The following is a 17,576-nucleotide window of genomic DNA, read 5'->3' as shown; positions in this document are numbered from 1 at the left end:
CCATCGTGGCGGCCAAGCCGTGTTTGTCGAAGAATTGGAGAATCTCGAGTCGTTCCTGGGCATCTTTCGGTGTCATCTCCCAAAGATGCCCCAATCCGGCTACCCGGTAAAACCCCCTGATCCTGTATCCAATGTGCTGCACTTGCATGGCATTCCTCCGTCATCGAAGGCGTGCCAAAGGTTTCTGAACTTATGCAGCTCAGCAGGCAAGCTGGTGGCTGAGGCAAATCTGGTGCCTGAGCCAGGCGAGCCCCAACCACAACCAGAACAGCAGGAAGAACGCGACGAAAGGAATGTGGGCGTCGAGGATCACACGCGGCGTGATCAGCCGGGTAAGGCGCAGCACAGGGCGGGTGATGATCTCGAAGATCTGGTAGAAGAGGTTCTCGTGCCGACGGGACCCCACGAGCAAGGCCAGCAGGCCCTGCCCCAGGAGCGCCCAACCCGCCACTTCCACCAGAGTGCGCACCACGCTGATCAGAAAGATCTGTTGCGCGGCATTCATGGCGTTACGCTAGCGCTTGCCGGGCGGCCACCCCGCGGAGACAATGTCCGCTCGTTCATCCATTCTTCTCCCATGAATTTCGATTTCGTGCGTCACTACTGGCGTGGCCGCTTGTTCACCCGTTTGAAACGGCTCAACCAGGCCCTCGCCGCCTTTGAAGCCGCGCTCGCCATCTCGCCAAACGACTTGCGCGTGCTGCGATCCCTGGGTTATCTGCACGGGGAGCGGGGGGCTTGGCAAACGGCGGAAAGCTATCTGCGGCGTGCGCTGGCCCTCGCCCCGGACGCCGTGACCTGGTTCAATTTGGGCTACCTGCTGGACCAGTCGGGTCGCCGCGAGCAGGCCATCGCCGCCTTTCGCGAAGCCGTTAGACTCGATTCCAAACTCGATCGGGCGTGGTATGGCCTCGGGCTTGCCCACGCCGCCCTCGGCCAGCATCAGGAAGCCGTGGCGGCGCTGGAGAAGGCCGGTCAGTTGCAGCCACGCAATCCCCACATCTGGTACGCCCTGGGTATGGCGCAGCACCATGCCCACGCGCCGGACAAGGTGGAGGCAGTGGCGCGCCACCTGCTGCGTTTCCACCCTCTGGTTTGTGGCAAGTTGATCCAGGATACCGGGCGAGCCGACCTACGCCATTTGGTGCGCGAGTTGGAATGATTCCAAAAACCAGGCCCGCTGCGTGAGCGGGCCTCGCCGCCTCATACTGTCGGCCTTCAGGTGGCTTCGGTGCGGATATCGCCCACCAGATTGGGATAGCGCACGTGCTCCACCAGCTCTTGGGTGGCCTTGTCGGGCTCAGGCGTGAGCAGGCTGACGATCACCATCACCACGAAGCCCACTGGCACGCCGAACAGGCCTGCGGAGATGGGCTCGATATCCCACCACTTGGCATCGGCGATGGGCGTGGTGACACCAAACACACCGCGCAACCAGGGCTGGGTGGTCGCCATGTAGTAGAAGGTCACGCCCAGCCCCGAGAGCATGCCCAAGATCGCGCCCAACTTGGTGGTGCGCTTCCAGAAAATGCCCAGCACCAGGGCGGGAAAGAAGCTTGCCGCCGCGAAGCTGAAGGCCGCGCTCACCAGGAACAGGATGTCCGCAGGTTTTTGGGCTGCCACCGCCGCTGCCGCCGCGGCCACCAACAAAAGCAGGGTCTTGGCCACGGTGAGGCGGGTCGTGGTGGAGGCGTTGGGGTTCACCATCTTGTAGTACACGTCGTGGGACAGGGCATTGGCGATGGTGAGCAACAGGCCGTCCGCGGTGGACAGCGCCGCAGCGAGACCCCCCGCCGCCACCAGACCGGACACCACGTAGGGCAGGCCGGCGATCTCGGGGGTAGCCAGGACGATCATGTCCTGGTGCAGGCTGAGTTCGGCGAGCTGAACGATGCCATCGCCGTTGAGGTCCTTCACCGACACCAGGCTCGCATCCACCGCCGCCCATTTCGCCACCCAGGCCGGCAGGCTCGCGAAGCTGGAACCCACCAGGTTGCTATAGACATCGAACTTCACCAGCACTGCTAGCGCGGGCGCAGTGAAATAGAGCAAAAAGATGAAGAATAGCGACCAACCGACGGACTCGCGTGCCTCACGCACCGACGGCGTGGTGTAGTAGCGCATGAGGATGTGGGGCAGCGCCGCGGTGCCCAGCATCAGACAGAAGATTAAAGCCAGGAAGTTGCGCCGCTTGATGTCGCGCTCCTTGTCGTCCTTGCCCGGGAAGGCTTCCGCATGGGGGCGCGGCGGCGCAGCCTTGGCCTTGGCCGCATCGGCGTCCTTTTTGAGCTGCTCCTTGAGCTTGGCCGGGGTGGGCGGAAACTCTTTGAGCGCCTTCTCCGCCGCGGCAAGCGCCTTCGGATCCACCATGGGCGCAGCCTTTAGCTCGGCGAGCTTAGCCTGCACCTTGGCCTTCTCTTCCGCATAGACGGCTTCTGGATTAGCCTCCAGGTCCTTGATGCGCGCCTCCAGGGCGAGTTGCTTGTCTTTGTGGATTTGGCGCACCTCGATCTCTTTGGGATCGTTCTTGATTCTCTGCTCCAGCTCGGCAAGCCTGGCCAGCTGCTGACCATAGGCAATCTGGGCCACCGGGTTGCCAGTCTGCTGCACCGACAGCCACACCACCGGGAGCAGATAGGCGATGATCAGGATGATGTACTGGGCCACCTGGGTCCAGGTCACCGCCCGCATCCCTCCCAGGAAGGAACACACCAGAATGCCGGCCAGGCCCACGAAGACGCCAATCTGGAATTCGATGCCGGACAGGCGCGACGTGATCAAGCCCACACCCATGACCTGCGCCACCACGTAGGTGAAGGAACACAGAATGGCCGCCAACACGCCGATCATACGCACCGTGTGGCCGCCGTATCGCGCACCCAAAAAGTCGGGAATGGTGAACTGACCGAACTTGCGCAGGTACGGTGCGAGGAGCAGAGCCACCAGCACGTAGCCACCCGTCCAGCCCATGATGAAGGCCAAGCCGTCATAGCCCTGCAGATAAAGGCCGCCAGCCATCCCGATGAACGACGCAGCACTCATCCAGTCGGCGCCGGTGGCCATGCCGTTGAACACGGCCGGCACGCGCCGGCCCGCGACGTAGTATTCCGCCACGTCTGCCGTGCGGCTCATGATGCCGATACCGGCATACAAGGCCACCGTCGCAAACAAGAAGACGTAACCGATCCATTTGGGTGGCAGCCCCATCTGCTCGGCAGTGGCCAGCGCGACGATGAACAGGATGAAGCCGCCCGTATAGAAGCTGTAGTACTTCTTGAGGGACTGGGCGAACTGGGCTTGGGTGGTGGCAGCCATGTTATTTCTCCTCCCCTTCCGCCACGCCGTATTCCTGGTCGAGGCGGTTCATGCGTTTGGCGTAATAGAAGATCATGATCACATAGATGATCAGCGACCCCTGGGCACCCATGTAGAAGGCGAGGGGAAAGCCAAGAAAAGTGATCTGGTTGAGCTCCCGAGCGAAATAACCCACCACGTAGGTAACGACGAACCAAATGGCGAGCAGAACGGCCGTGAGAGCCAGGTTCCTGCGCCAATACTCGCGATGTTTTTCGGTGATTTCCACGATGCCTCCTCGAGCAGGTTGGGGACGGACATGAACCCGATATGAACCGGGCCGACGCTTTATGCTTCCTGCATAAATTCTCTTTATCGCGTCAGCAGTGAGAGTATAAATGCGCCATTTCCCGGCTGTAAAGAAACGTGCTACGCGGTTTCACGATACGAAAATTCCAGCGCGGCCGAACCGCGCCAGGGCACGCTGGTCCCGCGCCAGCCGCAGCAGGGTGGCGAGATCGCCATAGCCCTGCTCACGCGCGCGGGCCAAGGCCACCTGCATGAGCTGGGCCGTGGCATAGGCATCCGAGAGGGCCTGGTGGCGGGCATAATGGTCGATGCTGAAGTAAGCCAGCCACTCGTCCAGGGTACGCAACCCCAGAGCGGGAAACAGCGCCGGCAGGAGGTCGGCAAGGTCGAGTACTACCGGCTTCCAGCGCAGACCCAGCGTGTCGCGCAGGGCGCGCCAAATCATGATGACGTCGAAGGCAGCATGGAAAGCCACCAGAGGATCGCGCCCGGTGTATTCCAGAAAACGCAGCAATGCCTCCGGCGGCGGAAGGCCAGCTCGTTGGGCGGTGCCGCCGATGCCGTGCACCAGGATGTTGGCCGTGCCACTGACCTCCTCTTGCTGGAGCACGACCTCCAGGCTGTCGCCCAGCGCAAGGACTTCCCCGGCAAGGGCCACCGCGCCGATGGAGATGAGCCGATCGTGCCAGACATCGAGCCCGCTGGATTCCACATCCACCACCACCCAGCGCAATGCCGCAAATGGGCGGTGTCTATCGACAGCAGGGCGCCGCTGCCAGGCCGCCAGCCGCGCCCGATGGATCGGATCGAGGGCAGGCGCAGTCAAGCGCCGCAGCCAGCCAAAAAGATCCATGCCTTTCGCCCGCTTCAGAGGCCGTAATCGAGCGCGAGCCGGGTTTGCAACTTGCGCGCCTGGCGGAAGGCTTCCTTGAGGATGCGCCGTTCCAGCTCGTTGAGATCGTTGGGATTCACGTGATTGTGCAGAGGTTGACCTTCCCGTTCCTGCCAGTGCTGGTGACGCAGCTTGAGGAGCTGGATGAACAGGAAGGCCTCGCTCCAGGCTTCAACCTCATCCTCCGGCAAAAGTCTTGCGGCGGCGGCTGCCCGCAAGCGCTGTACCGTGTTGGTATGCGTATCGCCCGCCGCCAAACTGTAGATGCGTGCCGCATCGACGAAGGGCGTGGTGCCATTCAGCTTGAGGTCGATGGTATGCGCATACTCGCCCTTGGATTCCAGCACGAAGTCGCGCACCACCCCTAGAGGCGGACAGTTGCGCAGGGCATTGGCCGCCATCTGGTGCAGGAAACGGGGATTGGCGCGGGCCTCGCGGGCAAGCCAGCCGCGCAACGCTTCGGCCAGCGTCGCATCGCCGCTCAGCGCGCGAAAGTCGAAAAAGATCGAGGCATTGAGCAAAGCCTCGGGGTCTCCCTGGTCGATCCAGTTGGCAAACAGCTTCTGCCAGCCGGCGAGGGTGAGGCACCACTGGGGATTGGCGGCCATCACCCCACCCTTGCACAGAGGGAAACCGCAGCTATCCAGCGCCTCGTTCACTGCCCGCGCAAAGGGTATGAGCCGCTCGCGGATGACCTTGGCCTCCGCTTCGCTGGCGGCGAACACGATACCGTTGTCCTGGTCGGTGGCCAGGGTCTGCTCCAGTCGTCCCTCCGAGCCCAACGCCAGCCAGCAGAAACGGATGTCCTGCACACCAAAGGGGGCGCGCGTCAGTTCTATGATGCGGTCGGTGAGCAGATCGTTTAGGGTGGAGATGAGCTGGGTGAGCTGCTCGGCACCCACCCCTTGGGCGAGCATCGCATGCGCCAGGGCACGAATGTCCGCGGCAAGCGAAGCCAGTTCCTCGACGCTGGCTGCGGTGCGCACGCTGGTGCTGATCTGGGTCAGCCCCACCCGCTGCAGGGAGAACAAATCCCGCTCCGAAATCACGCCTTTGAGTCGCCCGTCGTCCACCACCAGTACATGACGGATACCATGACGCGCCATCAGCAGCGCGGCCTCATGGGCCGTGGCCCTCTCGGGAAGCCCAAGAGGCGCGCGCGTCATCACGCTGGCAATGGGCGCGGCAAGATCCTGGCCCGCTAACGCCACGCGCGCCAGCAGGTCGTGCAGGGTGAAGATGCCTACCGGCGCTTCCCCTTCGACCACGATGATGGAACCCACGTTTTGCTGCTGCATGCGCGCCAGGGCCTCGCGGATGGATAGCTGGGGCGCGCAGGTCACGGGAGGCCGGCGCAGGAGGGCTGACAGCGGGCTCGACAACGGTTGCTGGGCGGCGCTCGCCTGGGTGTATTGCGCCTGGATCAATTGGCGCGAGCGCTCCAGCAGATGGGCCAGCCGCCGCGTGCAAAAATCCTGAAAGGGTGGCGAGCGCGTGAGTAAGGCATCGAAATCAGCGGCCGCCAGACGGTAGCAGAAGGTGTCCTCGGCGGCACGATAGACGTTGCTCACGGGCCGGTGGGCGAGCAATGCGCCCAGGGGGAAACACTCGCCCTCCACCAATTGCGTGTGCGCATCGCCACTGCCGGCGCTGGCCTCGCCTACCACCGCGCCCTGCTTGACCACGTAGAAATGGGTCACCCGGCCCTGGGCAGGATCGAGCAGCACGCCACCCTTGGGCGTATAAACCACAGATAGGCGGGCCACCATCCATGCCAAGTCCTCGCGGTGCATCTCGGAAAAGGGCGCGAAGCGAGACAGATGGGCGATGGTGGCGTTGAGCAGACTGGCAGGCAGGGCAGCGGCTTCACTCATGCCATCACCTTAGTCCGCTTGTCGCTGGTTGGCCGGCGCCTCCAGAGAGAGCGGCTCGGGCCGGTGCACGCCATAGCCCTGGGCATAGTCCACACCCAGGGCCGTGAGGTGACGCACGGTCTCGTCGTTCTCCACGTATTCGGCGATGGTGGCCAATCCCATCACGTGGCCAATGCGGGCGATCGCCTCCACCATGGCGAAGTCCACCGGGTCGGTGAGCATGTCGCGCACGAAGGCACCATCGATCTTGAGGGAATCCACGGGCAGGTTCTTGAGATAGGCAAAGGAGGACATGCCGCTGCCGAAATCGTCCAGGGAGAAGGCGCAACCCACGGCGCGCAGCGTGTTCATGAGACGTAGCGCCCGGCTCAGGTTGGTAATAGCCGCAGTCTCCGTGATCTCGAAACAGACGTGGCGTGCCTCGATGTACTGCTGCTTGAGCTGGTCCAACACGAAGTCGGCGAAGTCTTCGTCCCCCAAGGATTGGCCCGAGAGATTGATGCTGAGCACGGCCTCGGGACAGAGCGCCTCCCGGTTTTGCGCAAGCCAAGCAAAGGTGTTGCGCACCACCCAGCGGTCCAGGGTGGGCATCAGGTTGTAGCGCTCCGCCGCCGGGATGAAGGCCATGGGCGGAACCAAGCGGCCTTCCTCGTCCAGCATGCGCAGGAGGATTTCCCGGCGGCGGCAGGTCTGGCCCAGAGGCAGGGGATGGATTTCCTGAAAATAGAGCAGGAAGCGGTTCTCTTCGAAGGCGCGCGTGAGCTGATTCACCCACTCGATCTCGCCATAGCGGCGGCGCACTTCGGCGTCGCTCGCCCGGTGCACGAACACGCGGTTGCGGCCGCGTTCCTTGGCCATGTAGCAGGCGGTGTCAGCGGCGGCCAACAGGGCCGGCAGATCGCCACAGTCCGCGCCCAGTTCCACCAGCCCCATGGACGCCCCTACGGTGAAGGTCTTGTCCCTCCAGACGAAACGGAATTCCGCGATCGCCTGACGCAACGCTTCGGCCACGGCCTCACCCTGCGTCACGGTGGCACCAGGCAGCAACACACCGAACTCATCCCCGCCCAGGCGGGCCAGCGTATCCTGAGGCCGCAGCCGCGCCGGCAGCACGGCGGCAAGCTGACGCAACAATTCGTCGCCCGCGAGGTGACCGCAGGTGTCGTTGACCAGCTTGAATTGGTCCAGGTCCAGGTAGAGCAGCACGTGGCTTTCGCCCCGTATGCGTCCCCGGTCGGCGAGATGGGCGAGCCGCCGCTCGAACTCGTGGCGGTTGAGAAGCCCCGTCAAAGGGTCGTGGCTCGCCTGCCAGGCGAGCTCCTGGGCCAACACACGCTCGGTGGTGACGTCGCGGAACACGACCACGGCACCCAGGATGCGGCCATCCCTGGCGCGGATGGGAGAGACCGTCTGCTCGATGGCGCACTCCTTGCCCTGGCGGTCCAGCAGCACGGGTACCAACGGCGTGAGGGTAGCGGGCGCGTCGGCCAGCGCGCTGGCGATGACCCCCCGTAGAGGGCGGCGATCGCGCTCGTCCACCACGCGGTAGATGTCTTCAACAGGACGGCCGACGGCTTCCGCCAACGTCCAGCCGGTGAGACGTTCCGCCATCGCATTGAGGTGACGCACGCGTCCCTCGGCATCGGTAGTGATGACAGCATCGCCGATGGAATGGAGGGTAATCTCGGCGCGGTCCCGTTCCTCCGCCAGCGCCCGCTCCGCCGTCAGCGCCCGCCTGATGACCCGTACCGCGATGAAGATGGCAAGTAATACCGCCGCCACCCCGAGCGCCGCCACCCCCGCGAAGGCGCGTCGATAATCGCGCCGGGCTTCTTCCAGGGCGCGGGCATTGGCTGCTTGCTGCAGTGCCAGCAAGTCCTTGAAATGGACATATACCGCCTGCTGGGCCGGCAGCGCTTGGTCCATGAGCACGCGTTCTGCGACCGCGTCGCGCTCCTCCTCCAGCAGGCTTACCACCTGCTCCATGAGGGCGGTGGAGGCGCGAGTCTTGCGGCGGGCAGCCTCCAGCGCGGCCTGCTCGGCGGGCGTCAAGGGCATGCCACGCAATGCGTCGCGGTGGATCACGTACTCGCGCGCCAGTTCACGAAAACGCAGCATGAGCCGGTCGCGCTCGAAGGGATCGCGGGTGAGCAACATCGATTGCACCACCAGCGCCCGCTCCCGTGAGGCCGATTGCATGGCGTTGAGATGCGCCACCTTGACGTTGGCCTCGACCACGATGCGCTCCAGGCGGCCGTTCGCGGCGCGCATCTGCCACAGGGCAGTGGTGGCAGTCGCGGCGAGGAGCAGACAAACGAGGCCAAAGCCCAGGATCAGGGCCGGTCCAGAGCGGGAAGGAGAAGAACGGTCGGAAGTCATGGAGCGCGTCGGGGGAAATGATAACGCCGCCAGTCCCCGTGGATAGCGGCAGGCCAGGTGGCGGCTTGAGTCCCGGCGCTCAAAAGAAATGAACCCCGCGCAAGGCGGGGTTCGTCCGATGCAAGCCAGCGTGGCGCCGGGGGCGTTACATCATGTCCATGCCGCCCATGCCGCCCATGCCGCCGCCTGCCGGTGCCGGCTTATCTTCCGGCAGCTCGGCCACCATGCAATCAGTGGTGAGCATCAGACCGGCCACCGAGGCGGCATTCTGCAGCGCGGTGCGGGTCACCTTGGTGGGATCCAGCACGCCCATCTCCATCATGTCGCCATACTCGCCGGTTTGGGCGTTGTAGCCGAAGTTGCCTTTGCCTTCGACCACCTTGTTGACCACGACCGAGGGCTCGTCCCCGCAATTGGCGACGATCTGGCGCAGGGGCTCTTGCATGGCGCGCAGCACGATCTTGATGCCGGCATCCTGGTCGTGGTTGTCACCCTTGAGCTTGGATACCGCGTTCACACAGCGCAGCAGGGCGACACCACCACCCGGAACGATACCCTCTTCCACCGCGGCACGGGTGGCGTGCAGGGCGTCTTCCACGCGCGCCTTCTTCTCCTTCATCTCGACTTCGGTGGCGGCCCCCACCTTGATCACCGCCACACCCCCAGCGAGCTTGGCCACCCGCTCCTGCAGCTTCTCTTTGTCGTAGTCGGAGGTGGCCTCTTCGATCTGGGTGCGGATTTGCTTGACGCGGGCCTGAATGGCATCGGGCTTGCCAGCGCCGTCGATGATGGTGGTGTGTTCCTTCGCCACCTCGATGCGCTTGGCCTGACCCAGATCGGCAAGGGTGGCCTTCTCCAGGGACAGCCCCACTTCCTCGGCGATTACGGTGCCGCCAGTGAGGATGGCGATGTCTTCCAGCATGGCCTTGCGGCGGTCACCGAAGCCAGGCGCCTTCACCGCGCAGGTCTTGAGGATGCCGCGGATGTTGTTCACCACCAGGGTGGCGAGTGCTTCGCCTTCCACATCTTCGGCGATGATGAGCAAAGGACGACCGGCCTTGGCCACCTGCTCCAGGATGGGCAGCAGGTCGCGGATGCTGGAAATTTTCTTGTCGTGCAAGAGCACGAATGGGTTTTCCAGCACGGCGAGCTGTCGGTCCGCATTGTTGATGAAGTAAGGGGAGAGATAGCCCCGGTCGAACTGCATGCCCTCCACTACTTCCAGTTCGTTCTCCAGGCCCGAGCCATCTTCCACCGTAATCACGCCTTCCTTGCCCACCTTCTCCATGGCGTCGGCGATGATCTTGCCGATGGATTCGTCGGAGTTGGCGGAGATGGATCCCACCTGGGCGATTTCCTTGCTGGTGGTGCAGGGCTTGGAGATTTTCTTGAGCTCTTCCACGGTGGCGGCGACGGCCTTGTCGATGCCGCGCTTAAGGTCCATGGGGTTCATGCCGGCGGCCACGTATTTCATGCCTTCCTTGAGGATGGCCTGAGCCAGCACGGTGGCGGTGGTGGTGCCATCACCCGCCACATCACTGGTCTTGGACGCCACTTCCTTCACCATCTGCGCGCCCATGTTCTCGAACTTGTCCTTCAGTTCGATTTCCTTGGCCACGGACACACCGTCCTTGGTGATGGTGGGCGCGCCAAAGGAACGCTCCAGCACCACGTTGCGACCCTTGGGCCCCAGGGTGACCTTTACCGCGTCCGCCAGAATGTTCACGCCGGCGACCATCTTGTGGCGGGCGACATCGCCGAATTTCACGTCTTTAGCAGCCATTTGGTTCTCCTGAATTGAAAATCATCGAGCACGAACGACGCCCGGCAAAAAGTCTTCACTCATCCGGCGCCTTCGCGTTGCATGGGGATTTATTTTTCGATCACGCCCATGATGTCTTCTTCACGCATCACGAGCAGCTCTTCGCCTTCCACTTTCACGGTCTGGCCGGCATATTTGCCAAACAGGACCCGGTCGCCCACCTTCACGTCCATGGGAATGAGTTTGCCCGCATCATCGCGCTTGCCGGGACCCACGGCGATGACTTCGCCCTGGTCCGGCTTCTCCGCGGCGGTATCGGGAATGACGATACCGGAGGCGGTTTTGCGCTCTTCCTCGACACGCTTGACGATGACACGGTCATGGAGGGGTCGGATTTTCATGCTTTGGTCTCCTGAGGTTTTGCGTTGAAACGGGGAATCCAGATCGGCCAGTCCCAAACTGCCCTGGCCTGACGTGCCGCCGCCGTATCGGTCGGCAAGACACCGCTTGCACGGCGCAGGCGTGTTAGCACTCTGCCGCGAGGAGTGCTAATGATAGGGGCCAGCATCCGAAAGTTCAAGCGCTGACGCTGCAATGGCCGCTAAAGCCGCCCCCACAGTCCGAGCCGCCGCCACGAGCCATTCGGTGCACACCGCCCGGTTGCTGGCGGTTGCGGCACAAAAAACCCTCCCACTGGGGGAGGGTTTTCGCCGACTTTGGCCCGATCAGTATTCCATCTCGGGCATGGCCGGGGTGTTCGCCTTCTCCTCTTTCGGCGCCTCGGCGATGGTGGCGTCGGTGGTGAGGATCAGGCCGGCCACAGAAGCGGCATTCTGCAGCGCGGAACGGGTCACCTTGGTGGGATCCAGCACGCCCATCTCCATCATGTCGCCATACTGACCGGTCTGGGCGTTGTAGCCGAAGTTGCCCGTGCCTTCCATGACCCGGTTGACGACCACCGAGGGCTCCTCGCCGCAGTTGGCCACAATCTGGCGCAGGGGCTCCTGCAGGGCGCGCAACACGATCTTAATGCCGCAATCCTGGTCGTGGTTGTCGCCCTTGAGGGCCGCCACGGCCTTGGACGCGCGCAGCAGGGCCACACCACCACCCGGGACGATACCCTCTTCCACCGCGGCACGGGTGGCGTGCAGGGCGTCTTCCACGCGCGCCTTCTTCTCCTTCATCTCGACTTCGGTGGCGGCCCCCACCTTGATCACCGCCACACCCCCAGCGAGCTTGGCCACCCGCTCCTGCAGCTTCTCTTTGTCGTAGTCGGAGGTGGCCTCTTCGATCTGGGTGCGGATCTGTTTGACCCGCGCCTCGATCTTGTCCTTCTCGCCCGCGCCATCGATGATGATGGTGTTCTCCTTGTGCACCTCGACCCGCTTGGCGCGGCCCAGGTCAGCCAGCTTGGCTTTCTCCAGGGACAGACCGACCTCATCGGAGATGACGGTGCCACCGGTGAGGATGGCGATGTCCTGGAGCATGGCCTTGCGCCGGTCACCAAAGCCCGGGGCCTTGACCGCGGCCACCTTGAGCACCCCACGCATGGCGTTCACCACCAGGGTGGCGAGTGCTTCGCCTTCTACGTCTTCGGCGATGATGAGCAGGGGCTTGCCCGCCTTGGCCACTTCCTCCAGCACCGGCAGCAGGTCGCGGATGCTGGAAATCTTCTTGTCGTGGATCAGGATCAGGGCATCATCGAGGACGCAGGTCTGCTTGTCCGGGTTGTTGATGAAATAGGGGGAGAGGTAACCCCGGTCGAACTGCATGCCCTCCACCACTTCCAGTTCGTTCTCCAGGGACTTGCCATCCTCGACGGTGATCACACCTTCCTTGCCCACTTTATCCATGGCATCGGCGATGATCTTGCCGATGGATTCGTCGGCGTTGGCGGAAATGGCGCCCACCTGGGCGATTTCCTTGCTGGTGGTCACCGGCTTGGAGATTTTCTTGAGCTCTTCCACCACGGTGTGCACGGCCTTGTCGATGCCGCGCTTAAGGTCCATGGGGTTCATGCCAGCGGCCACGTATTTCATGCCTTCCTGGACGATGGCCTGGGCCAGCACGGTGGCGGTGGTGGTGCCATCACCCGCCACGTCGGCGGTCTTGGACGCCACTTCCTTCACCATCTGCGCGCCCATGTTCTCGAACTTGTCCTTCAGTTCGATTTCCTTGGCCACGGACACGCCGTCCTTGGTGATGACCGGGGCGCCGAAGGAGCGCTCGATCACCACGTTGCGGCCCTTGGGCCCCAGGGTGACCTTGACCGCATCGGCCAGAATGTTGACGCCCTTGAAGATGCGGGCTCGGGCGGAATCATGGAATTTGACTTCTTTCGCGCTCATGTGCTTCTACTCCTTGCGACAAACCAGACGGATCACGCAGCCTTCTTGGCGCCGGCGGCATCCTGCTCGATGATGCCGAGCACGTCTTCCTCACGCAGCACCAGCAGTTCCTCGCCTTCCACCTTGACGGTCTGACCGCCGTACTTGCTGAACAGGACCCGGTCGCCGACCTTGACTTCCAGGGGCCTCACCGTGCCGTTGTCCAGCAGCTTCCCGGGCCCCACGGCCAGGACCTCGCCCTGCTCCGGCTTCTCGCCGGCGGTGTCCGGGATGACGATGCCGGAGGCGGTCTGACGCTGCTGCTCGATCCGCTTGACGATAATCCGGTCGTAAAGGGGACGAATGTGCATCTCGAATCTCCTATGCGATTGCAGATTACCTTCGGATAGACCTAGGCCGCAGCCGACCAGCAGGAGGCACTCCGCCAAGCGCGGAAGCCATGCCGGTGCGCCACGGCCGGCGGGGCGGAATGTGAGGGCATGCCCCCGGATTTCAAGAGGGGGTCAGGGCAGGATCAAGCGGGTGATGCGCCCCAGGCGGTAAACGGTGCGTCGCACCGGCCGCTCCCCACGCCCGCCGTGGCTTGCAGGGCGCGGCGCCACCGGGCAGGGGGGCGTGCGGCTGCCGTCGGCGCACAGGGTCTCATCGCCCGGGGTCCCCGCCCACAGGCCCCCGCGCACGGGCCGGAATTGCCAGCGCACGAAGCCTTTCTCCGCGCCCACTTGGAGCAGGGCTTCCCGGTCCGGCGCCTCGGCCAAGAGCAGGGCCTCCGCCGCCTGGCGATCCGTGTGTTCGCCGAAGGCCTGTAAACATTCCAGGGCTTCGCGGCTACTGGCGCCCACGCGGGTGCAAGCGCGGTGCTCTTCCCGCTCCACGTCCCAGGCGCCCAGGCGCCAGCCCGCCTCCAGCATGGCCGCGTCGATCTCCTCCAAGGCTTGCCAGCGGTCGTTGAGCTGCAGCGCCGAGCCCGGCACGGGCCGCAGGGCAGCACGCGCACCCGCGCGACGGAAGCCATGCCAGTGCAGAAACAGGAGCACCGGCGTGTCGGCCCGGGGCACGGCGGTGAGGCTCACCGCGTACAACGGCAGGGCCACGGCCGCCATCTGGGCGGCGATGCGCTGAAAGATTTCCATGCACGGTCCTCTTTGTGCCAAGTGCGAAAAATCTACGCCAAGTGGATAGCGGCAGACAATCCCGCCCGGTTTAGAATCGGTTCATCCCAACCCGAGGAAGATCCATGTCCAACGCCCAATGGCTCGCCCGCAGCCGCCACGCCGTCTGGCATCCCTGCACCCAGATGAAGGTACACGAGACGCTGCCTCTCATCCCCATCGCCCGGGGCGAGGGACCATGGCTCTACGACTTCGACGGCCGGCGCTATCTGGACGCCATCAGCTCCTGGTGGGTGAACCTGTTCGGCCACGCCAACCCACGCATCAATGCCGCCATCACGGATCAGCTGGCTCGCCTGGAACATGTGATCCTGGCCGGCTTCAGCCACCGGCCCGTGGTGGAACTGTCCGAGCGCCTGGCGCGCCTGGCGCCGGGACGGCTAGGCCATGCCTTCTACGGTTCGGACGGCGCCTCGGCAGTGGAGATCGCCCTCAAGATGAGTTTCCACTACTGGGCCAACCGAGGTCGACCGGAAAAGACCGGATTCGTGAGCCTGGAAAACGGTTACCACGGCGAGACGCTGGGGGCCCTTTCAGTGACCGACGTGCCTTTGTTCAAGACCACCTACGCGCCCCTGCTGCGCCCCACCCACCAGGTGCCCACACCGGACTTCCGCCGCGCCGCGCCCGGCATCAGCGCACGGGATCATGCCATCACCGCGGCCCAGGCGCTGGAAGCCTGGCTCGCCGCGCACCATGCCACGACCGCCGCGCTGATCCTGGAGCCGCTGGTGCAGTGTGCCGGCGGCATGGGCATGTACGATGCGGAATACCTGCGCCGGGCGCGCGCTCTGTGTGACCGCTACCAGGTACACCTAATCGCCGACGAAATCGCCGTGGGTTTCGGTCGCACCGGCACCCTGTTTGCCTGCGAGCAAGCAGGCATCGCGCCCGATTTCCTGTGTCTATCCAAGGGCCTCACGGGTGGCTATCTGCCCCTCTCGGTGGTACTCACCACCGACGAGGTCTATGCGGCTTTCTATGACGATTTAACCGCGCGCGGCTTTTTGCACTCCCATTCTTACACCGGTAACCCACTGGCCTGTCGCGCGGCGTTGGCGGTATTGGAGATCTTCGAGGAAGGACGGGTGATCGAGGCGAACCAAAAATTAGGCGAGCGGCTCACCGGAGCCGCCGAACCCATCATACGTCATCCGCGGGTGCGCGACTTCCGCCGTTTGGGCATGATCTGGGCGTTCGAGGTGGACGACGCGGGCCCGGACTTTTCCCGGCGCTTCTTCGAGCGCGCCCTGGCGCAGGAACTGCTCTTGCGCCCGCTGGGGACGACGGTCTATTTCATGCCGCCCTATGTGATAGGGGAGGGTGAGATCGCCCACCTGGTGAAAGGAACCGTGGCCGTGCTCGACCAGCTCTGAGCTCTCAAGGCCGTTCCTGTTCCATTAGCGCGCGCACAAAGGTTGCTGGGATCACATAGCTGATGCCGGAGGGCTCCTTGATAGCCGCTTCCTTGGATTGCTTGATAAAGGCGCTGTTGAGCACCCCCAGCACCTCACCGGTGTGGGGATCGTAGAGCGGGCTGCCGCTGTTGCCGGGATAGGCAGTGGCGTCCAGCTGGAAAACGAAGAAAGGCTTCTTTAGACGCTCGATAGCCTGGGGGCTAAGGTCGCGCGCATTGGCCATGCGGGTCGCCACCGGCGTGATTGCCGAGACGATGCCGCGGTGGGTGACGGGACGCAAGCCCAGCGCCATGCCCAAGGGAAAGCCCGTGAAAGCCACGTCCATGCCTTCACGCACCCGTGTGGCATCGCCCAGCTCGAGGGCGGGCAGAGGCGGCCCGTCGATGGCAAGCAGCAAAAGGTCGTGCTCCCAATCCACACGCGCGATGCGCGCGCCACGCACCTGGGGGCGCCCTTCCACTTCCGCCAGCACGATCAGGCGTTCCTGGCGTACCGTATCCAATGTCTTGGGCGCCACGTGGGCATTGGTCACCACGGACAGTCCCTGTCCCACCACGAAGCCCGTGCCCTGGAAGACGTACTGGGGCGAGCGCATGGGCTGAAAGCTGCCCACCGCCACCACCGCGGGTTTCACGCGCGCCACCGTGTCCACCAGGTCCGCCTTCGCGGGCACGAAAGCTGCAAACCCCAGCAGCGCGTACACTAGCAAGCCTCTCATCGGCTCCCCCCAAATCGCCCAAGCGTCATGGCGGACGCTCATTATAGGCGCCTCGCCATGCGCCTATCATCGCAAAGGGAGCTTGGTTAGAATGGGTGGAAAAATCGTCCAACAAGGGGAATTCTCGTCATGAGCATCGTGGGTGTGGTGGGTCTGGGTTACGTGGGCCTGCCTCTGGCCGTGGAATTCGGCAAGAAATATCAGACCATCGGCGTGGACCTGTCGGAAGAAAAAGTCGCCAACTACCGTCGCCATTGCGATCCCACCGGCGAAGTCTCCAGCGAAGACCTTAAGGCAGCGGTGCACTTGACCTGCACCACGGATGCCTCGCAGCTTGCGGTATGCGACTACATCATCGTCGCCGTGCCCACCCCGGTGGATGCCGCCCATCAGCCCGATTTCGGCCCCCTCATTGGCTCGTCCACCTCGGTGGGGCGACACATGAAGAAGGGCGCCATCGTGATCTATGAATCCACGGTCTATCCCGGCGCCACGGAGGAGGTGTGCATTCCCATCCTGGAGCGGGAATCCGGCATGAGGTGGAAGCAGGATTTCTTCGTGGGTTATTCGCCGGAGCGAATCAATCCCGGCGATAAGGAGCACACCCTGACGCGCATCCTGAAGGTGGTCTCCGGTGACATGCCGCAGACCCTGGACAAGGTGGCGGCGCTCTACGAATCCATCATCACCGCGGGCGTCTATCGCGCCTCCAGCATCAAGGTGGCGGAGGCAGCCAAGGTGATCGAGAACACCCAGCGCGACCTCAACATCGCGCTGATGAACGAGCTGGCCCTGATTTTCCACAAGCTCGGCATCGACACCTTGGAAGTACTGCATGCCGCCGGCACCAAGTGGAACTTTCTGCCTTTCCGCCCGGGTTTGGTGGGTGGCCACTGCATCGGCGTTGATCCCTACTACCTCACCTACAAGGCGGACATGCTGGGCTACCACCCGCAGGTGATCCTCGCCGGCCGGCGCATCAACGACGGCATGGGCAAGTATGTGGCCGAGCAGACGGTGAAAGAAATGATCGCTGCCGGCAGCCAGATCAAGGGAGCCAAAGTGCTGGTGCTGGGACTGACCTTCAAGGAAAACTGTCCCGATCTGCGCAACTCGCGCGTGATCGACGTGATTCGCGAGCTGGAAAGCTATGGCGTGGAGGTCCACGTGCACGACCCCATTGCCGATCCCAAGGACGCGGTGCACGAATACGGTGTGACCCTTAAGCCCTGGGAAGCGCTCCCCATCGCCGATGCCATCGTAGTGGCCGTGGCGCACAAAGAGTTCGGCGAACGTCCGCTGGCCGACTATCGGGTCAAGGTGAACGGCCGGGGCGCCCTGATCGACGTCAAGGGCGTATTCGACCCCGAGGCGGCGCGCGCCAACTTTGCACGCTTCTGGCGGCTGTGA

The 17,576-nt window shown here is 63.7% G+C and carries 15 protein-coding genes; 3 read left to right on the top strand and 12 right to left on the bottom strand.

What is annotated here, in order from left to right; translation table 11 throughout:
• Positions 1-199: 199 nt before the first annotated feature.
• Positions 200-505: a hypothetical protein gene (locus V6E02_RS11875; protein WP_347309020.1), complete on the bottom strand. Its 306-nt coding sequence runs from the start codon at positions 503-505 to the stop codon at positions 200-202.
• Positions 506-577: 72 nt separating this feature from the next.
• Here V6E02_RS11875 and V6E02_RS11870 point away from each other — a divergent pair, with 72 nt between their 5' ends.
• A complete protein-coding gene (locus V6E02_RS11870) occupies positions 578-1,162 on the top strand; it encodes a tetratricopeptide repeat protein (RefSeq protein WP_347309019.1) in 585 nt (194 codons plus the stop codon).
• Between the two features lie 56 nt (positions 1,163-1,218).
• Here the strand turns inward: V6E02_RS11870 and V6E02_RS11865 are convergent, their stop codons facing one another.
• The 10 genes from V6E02_RS11865 to V6E02_RS11820 form a co-directional block, all read right to left on the bottom strand.
• Complete coding sequence (locus V6E02_RS11865) at positions 1,219-3,315, bottom strand: sodium:solute symporter family protein (protein WP_347309018.1); 2,097 nt, start codon at positions 3,313-3,315, stop codon at positions 1,219-1,221.
• A gap of 1 nt (position 3,316) precedes the next feature.
• Positions 3,317-3,583 carry a DUF4212 domain-containing protein gene (locus V6E02_RS11860; protein ID WP_347309017.1) on the bottom strand — a complete coding sequence of 89 codons (267 nt, stop codon included), beginning with the start codon at positions 3,581-3,583 and terminating at the stop codon, positions 3,317-3,319.
• A gap of 150 nt (positions 3,584-3,733) precedes the next feature.
• On the bottom strand, positions 3,734-4,456 hold the full coding sequence (locus V6E02_RS11855; RefSeq protein WP_347309016.1) for a 3'-5' exonuclease: 723 nt from the start codon (positions 4,454-4,456) through the stop codon (positions 3,734-3,736).
• 14 nt (positions 4,457-4,470) lie between these two features.
• Entirely contained in the window at positions 4,471-6,369 is a 1,899-nt protein-coding gene (locus tag V6E02_RS11850) for a DUF294 nucleotidyltransferase-like domain-containing protein (RefSeq protein ID WP_347309015.1), read from the bottom strand.
• 9 nt (positions 6,370-6,378) lie between these two features.
• On the bottom strand, positions 6,379-8,748 hold the full coding sequence (locus V6E02_RS11845) for an EAL domain-containing protein (protein WP_347309014.1): 2,370 nt from the start codon (positions 8,746-8,748) through the stop codon (positions 6,379-6,381).
• Positions 8,749-8,893: 145 nt separating this feature from the next.
• On the bottom strand, positions 8,894-10,531 hold the full coding sequence (gene groL / locus V6E02_RS11840; RefSeq protein WP_347309013.1) for a chaperonin GroEL: 1,638 nt from the start codon (positions 10,529-10,531) through the stop codon (positions 8,894-8,896).
• A gap of 89 nt (positions 10,532-10,620) precedes the next feature.
• Entirely contained in the window at positions 10,621-10,911 is a 291-nt protein-coding gene (groES, locus tag V6E02_RS11835) for a co-chaperone GroES (protein WP_347309012.1), read from the bottom strand.
• Between the two features lie 324 nt (positions 10,912-11,235).
• Entirely contained in the window at positions 11,236-12,858 is a 1,623-nt protein-coding gene (groL, locus tag V6E02_RS11830) for a chaperonin GroEL (protein ID WP_347309011.1), read from the bottom strand.
• Between the two features lie 32 nt (positions 12,859-12,890).
• Positions 12,891-13,208, bottom strand: a complete 318-nt coding sequence (groES, locus tag V6E02_RS11825) for a co-chaperone GroES (protein WP_347309010.1) — start codon at positions 13,206-13,208, stop codon at positions 12,891-12,893.
• Positions 13,209-13,361: 153 nt separating this feature from the next.
• On the bottom strand, positions 13,362-13,991 hold the full coding sequence (locus tag V6E02_RS11820) for a diguanylate cyclase (protein ID WP_347309009.1): 630 nt from the start codon (positions 13,989-13,991) through the stop codon (positions 13,362-13,364).
• Between the two features lie 104 nt (positions 13,992-14,095).
• Between V6E02_RS11820 and V6E02_RS11815 the strand changes: the two genes are divergently transcribed.
• Complete coding sequence (locus V6E02_RS11815) at positions 14,096-15,406, top strand: adenosylmethionine--8-amino-7-oxononanoate transaminase (protein ID WP_347309008.1); 1,311 nt, start codon at positions 14,096-14,098, stop codon at positions 15,404-15,406.
• Between the two features lie 4 nt (positions 15,407-15,410).
• On the opposite strand, the gene V6E02_RS11810 is transcribed toward V6E02_RS11815, so the two are convergent.
• Positions 15,411-16,166 (bottom strand): S1 family peptidase, encoded by a 756-nt coding sequence (locus tag V6E02_RS11810; protein ID WP_347309007.1) that lies wholly within the window; start codon positions 16,164-16,166, stop codon positions 15,411-15,413.
• Positions 16,167-16,295: 129 nt separating this feature from the next.
• Between V6E02_RS11810 and V6E02_RS11805 the strand changes: the two genes are divergently transcribed.
• Positions 16,296-17,576, top strand: coding sequence for a nucleotide sugar dehydrogenase (locus tag V6E02_RS11805; protein ID WP_347309006.1), 1,281 nt, complete (start codon positions 16,296-16,298; stop codon positions 17,574-17,576).

The sequence above is a fragment of the Thiobacter sp. AK1 genome (assembly GCF_039822265.1).
GTDB lineage: Bacteria > Pseudomonadota > Gammaproteobacteria > Burkholderiales > Thiobacteraceae > Thiobacter > Thiobacter aerophilum.
Note: the sequence above shows the minus strand (reverse complement) of the source record. Positions and strands in the feature narration are given on the sequence as shown.

Coding starts and splice junctions, on each gene's coding strand:
- V6E02_RS11810 (WP_347309007.1), bottom strand. CDS start 16,166: ATGAGAGGCTTGCTAGTGTACGCGCTGCTGGGGTTTGCAGCTTTCGTG.
- groES (WP_347309012.1), bottom strand. CDS start 10,911: ATGAAAATCCGACCCCTCCATGACCGTGTCATCGTCAAGCGTGTCGAG.
- V6E02_RS11805 (WP_347309006.1), top strand. CDS start 16,296: ATGAGCATCGTGGGTGTGGTGGGTCTGGGTTACGTGGGCCTGCCTCTG.
- V6E02_RS11815 (WP_347309008.1), top strand. CDS start 14,096: ATGTCCAACGCCCAATGGCTCGCCCGCAGCCGCCACGCCGTCTGGCAT.
- V6E02_RS11845 (WP_347309014.1), bottom strand. CDS start 8,748: ATGACTTCCGACCGTTCTTCTCCTTCCCGCTCTGGACCGGCCCTGATC.
- V6E02_RS11820 (WP_347309009.1), bottom strand. CDS start 13,991: ATGGAAATCTTTCAGCGCATCGCCGCCCAGATGGCGGCCGTGGCCCTG.
- groES (WP_347309010.1), bottom strand. CDS start 13,208: ATGCACATTCGTCCCCTTTACGACCGGATTATCGTCAAGCGGATCGAG.
- V6E02_RS11875 (WP_347309020.1), bottom strand. CDS start 505: ATGAATGCCGCGCAACAGATCTTTCTGATCAGCGTGGTGCGCACTCTG.
- groL (WP_347309011.1), bottom strand. CDS start 12,858: ATGAGCGCGAAAGAAGTCAAATTCCATGATTCCGCCCGAGCCCGCATC.
- V6E02_RS11855 (WP_347309016.1), bottom strand. CDS start 4,456: ATGGATCTTTTTGGCTGGCTGCGGCGCTTGACTGCGCCTGCCCTCGAT.
- groL (WP_347309013.1), bottom strand. CDS start 10,531: ATGGCTGCTAAAGACGTGAAATTCGGCGATGTCGCCCGCCACAAGATG.
- V6E02_RS11870 (WP_347309019.1), top strand. CDS start 578: ATGAATTTCGATTTCGTGCGTCACTACTGGCGTGGCCGCTTGTTCACC.
- V6E02_RS11865 (WP_347309018.1), bottom strand. CDS start 3,315: ATGGCTGCCACCACCCAAGCCCAGTTCGCCCAGTCCCTCAAGAAGTAC.
- V6E02_RS11850 (WP_347309015.1), bottom strand. CDS start 6,369: ATGAGTGAAGCCGCTGCCCTGCCTGCCAGTCTGCTCAACGCCACCATC.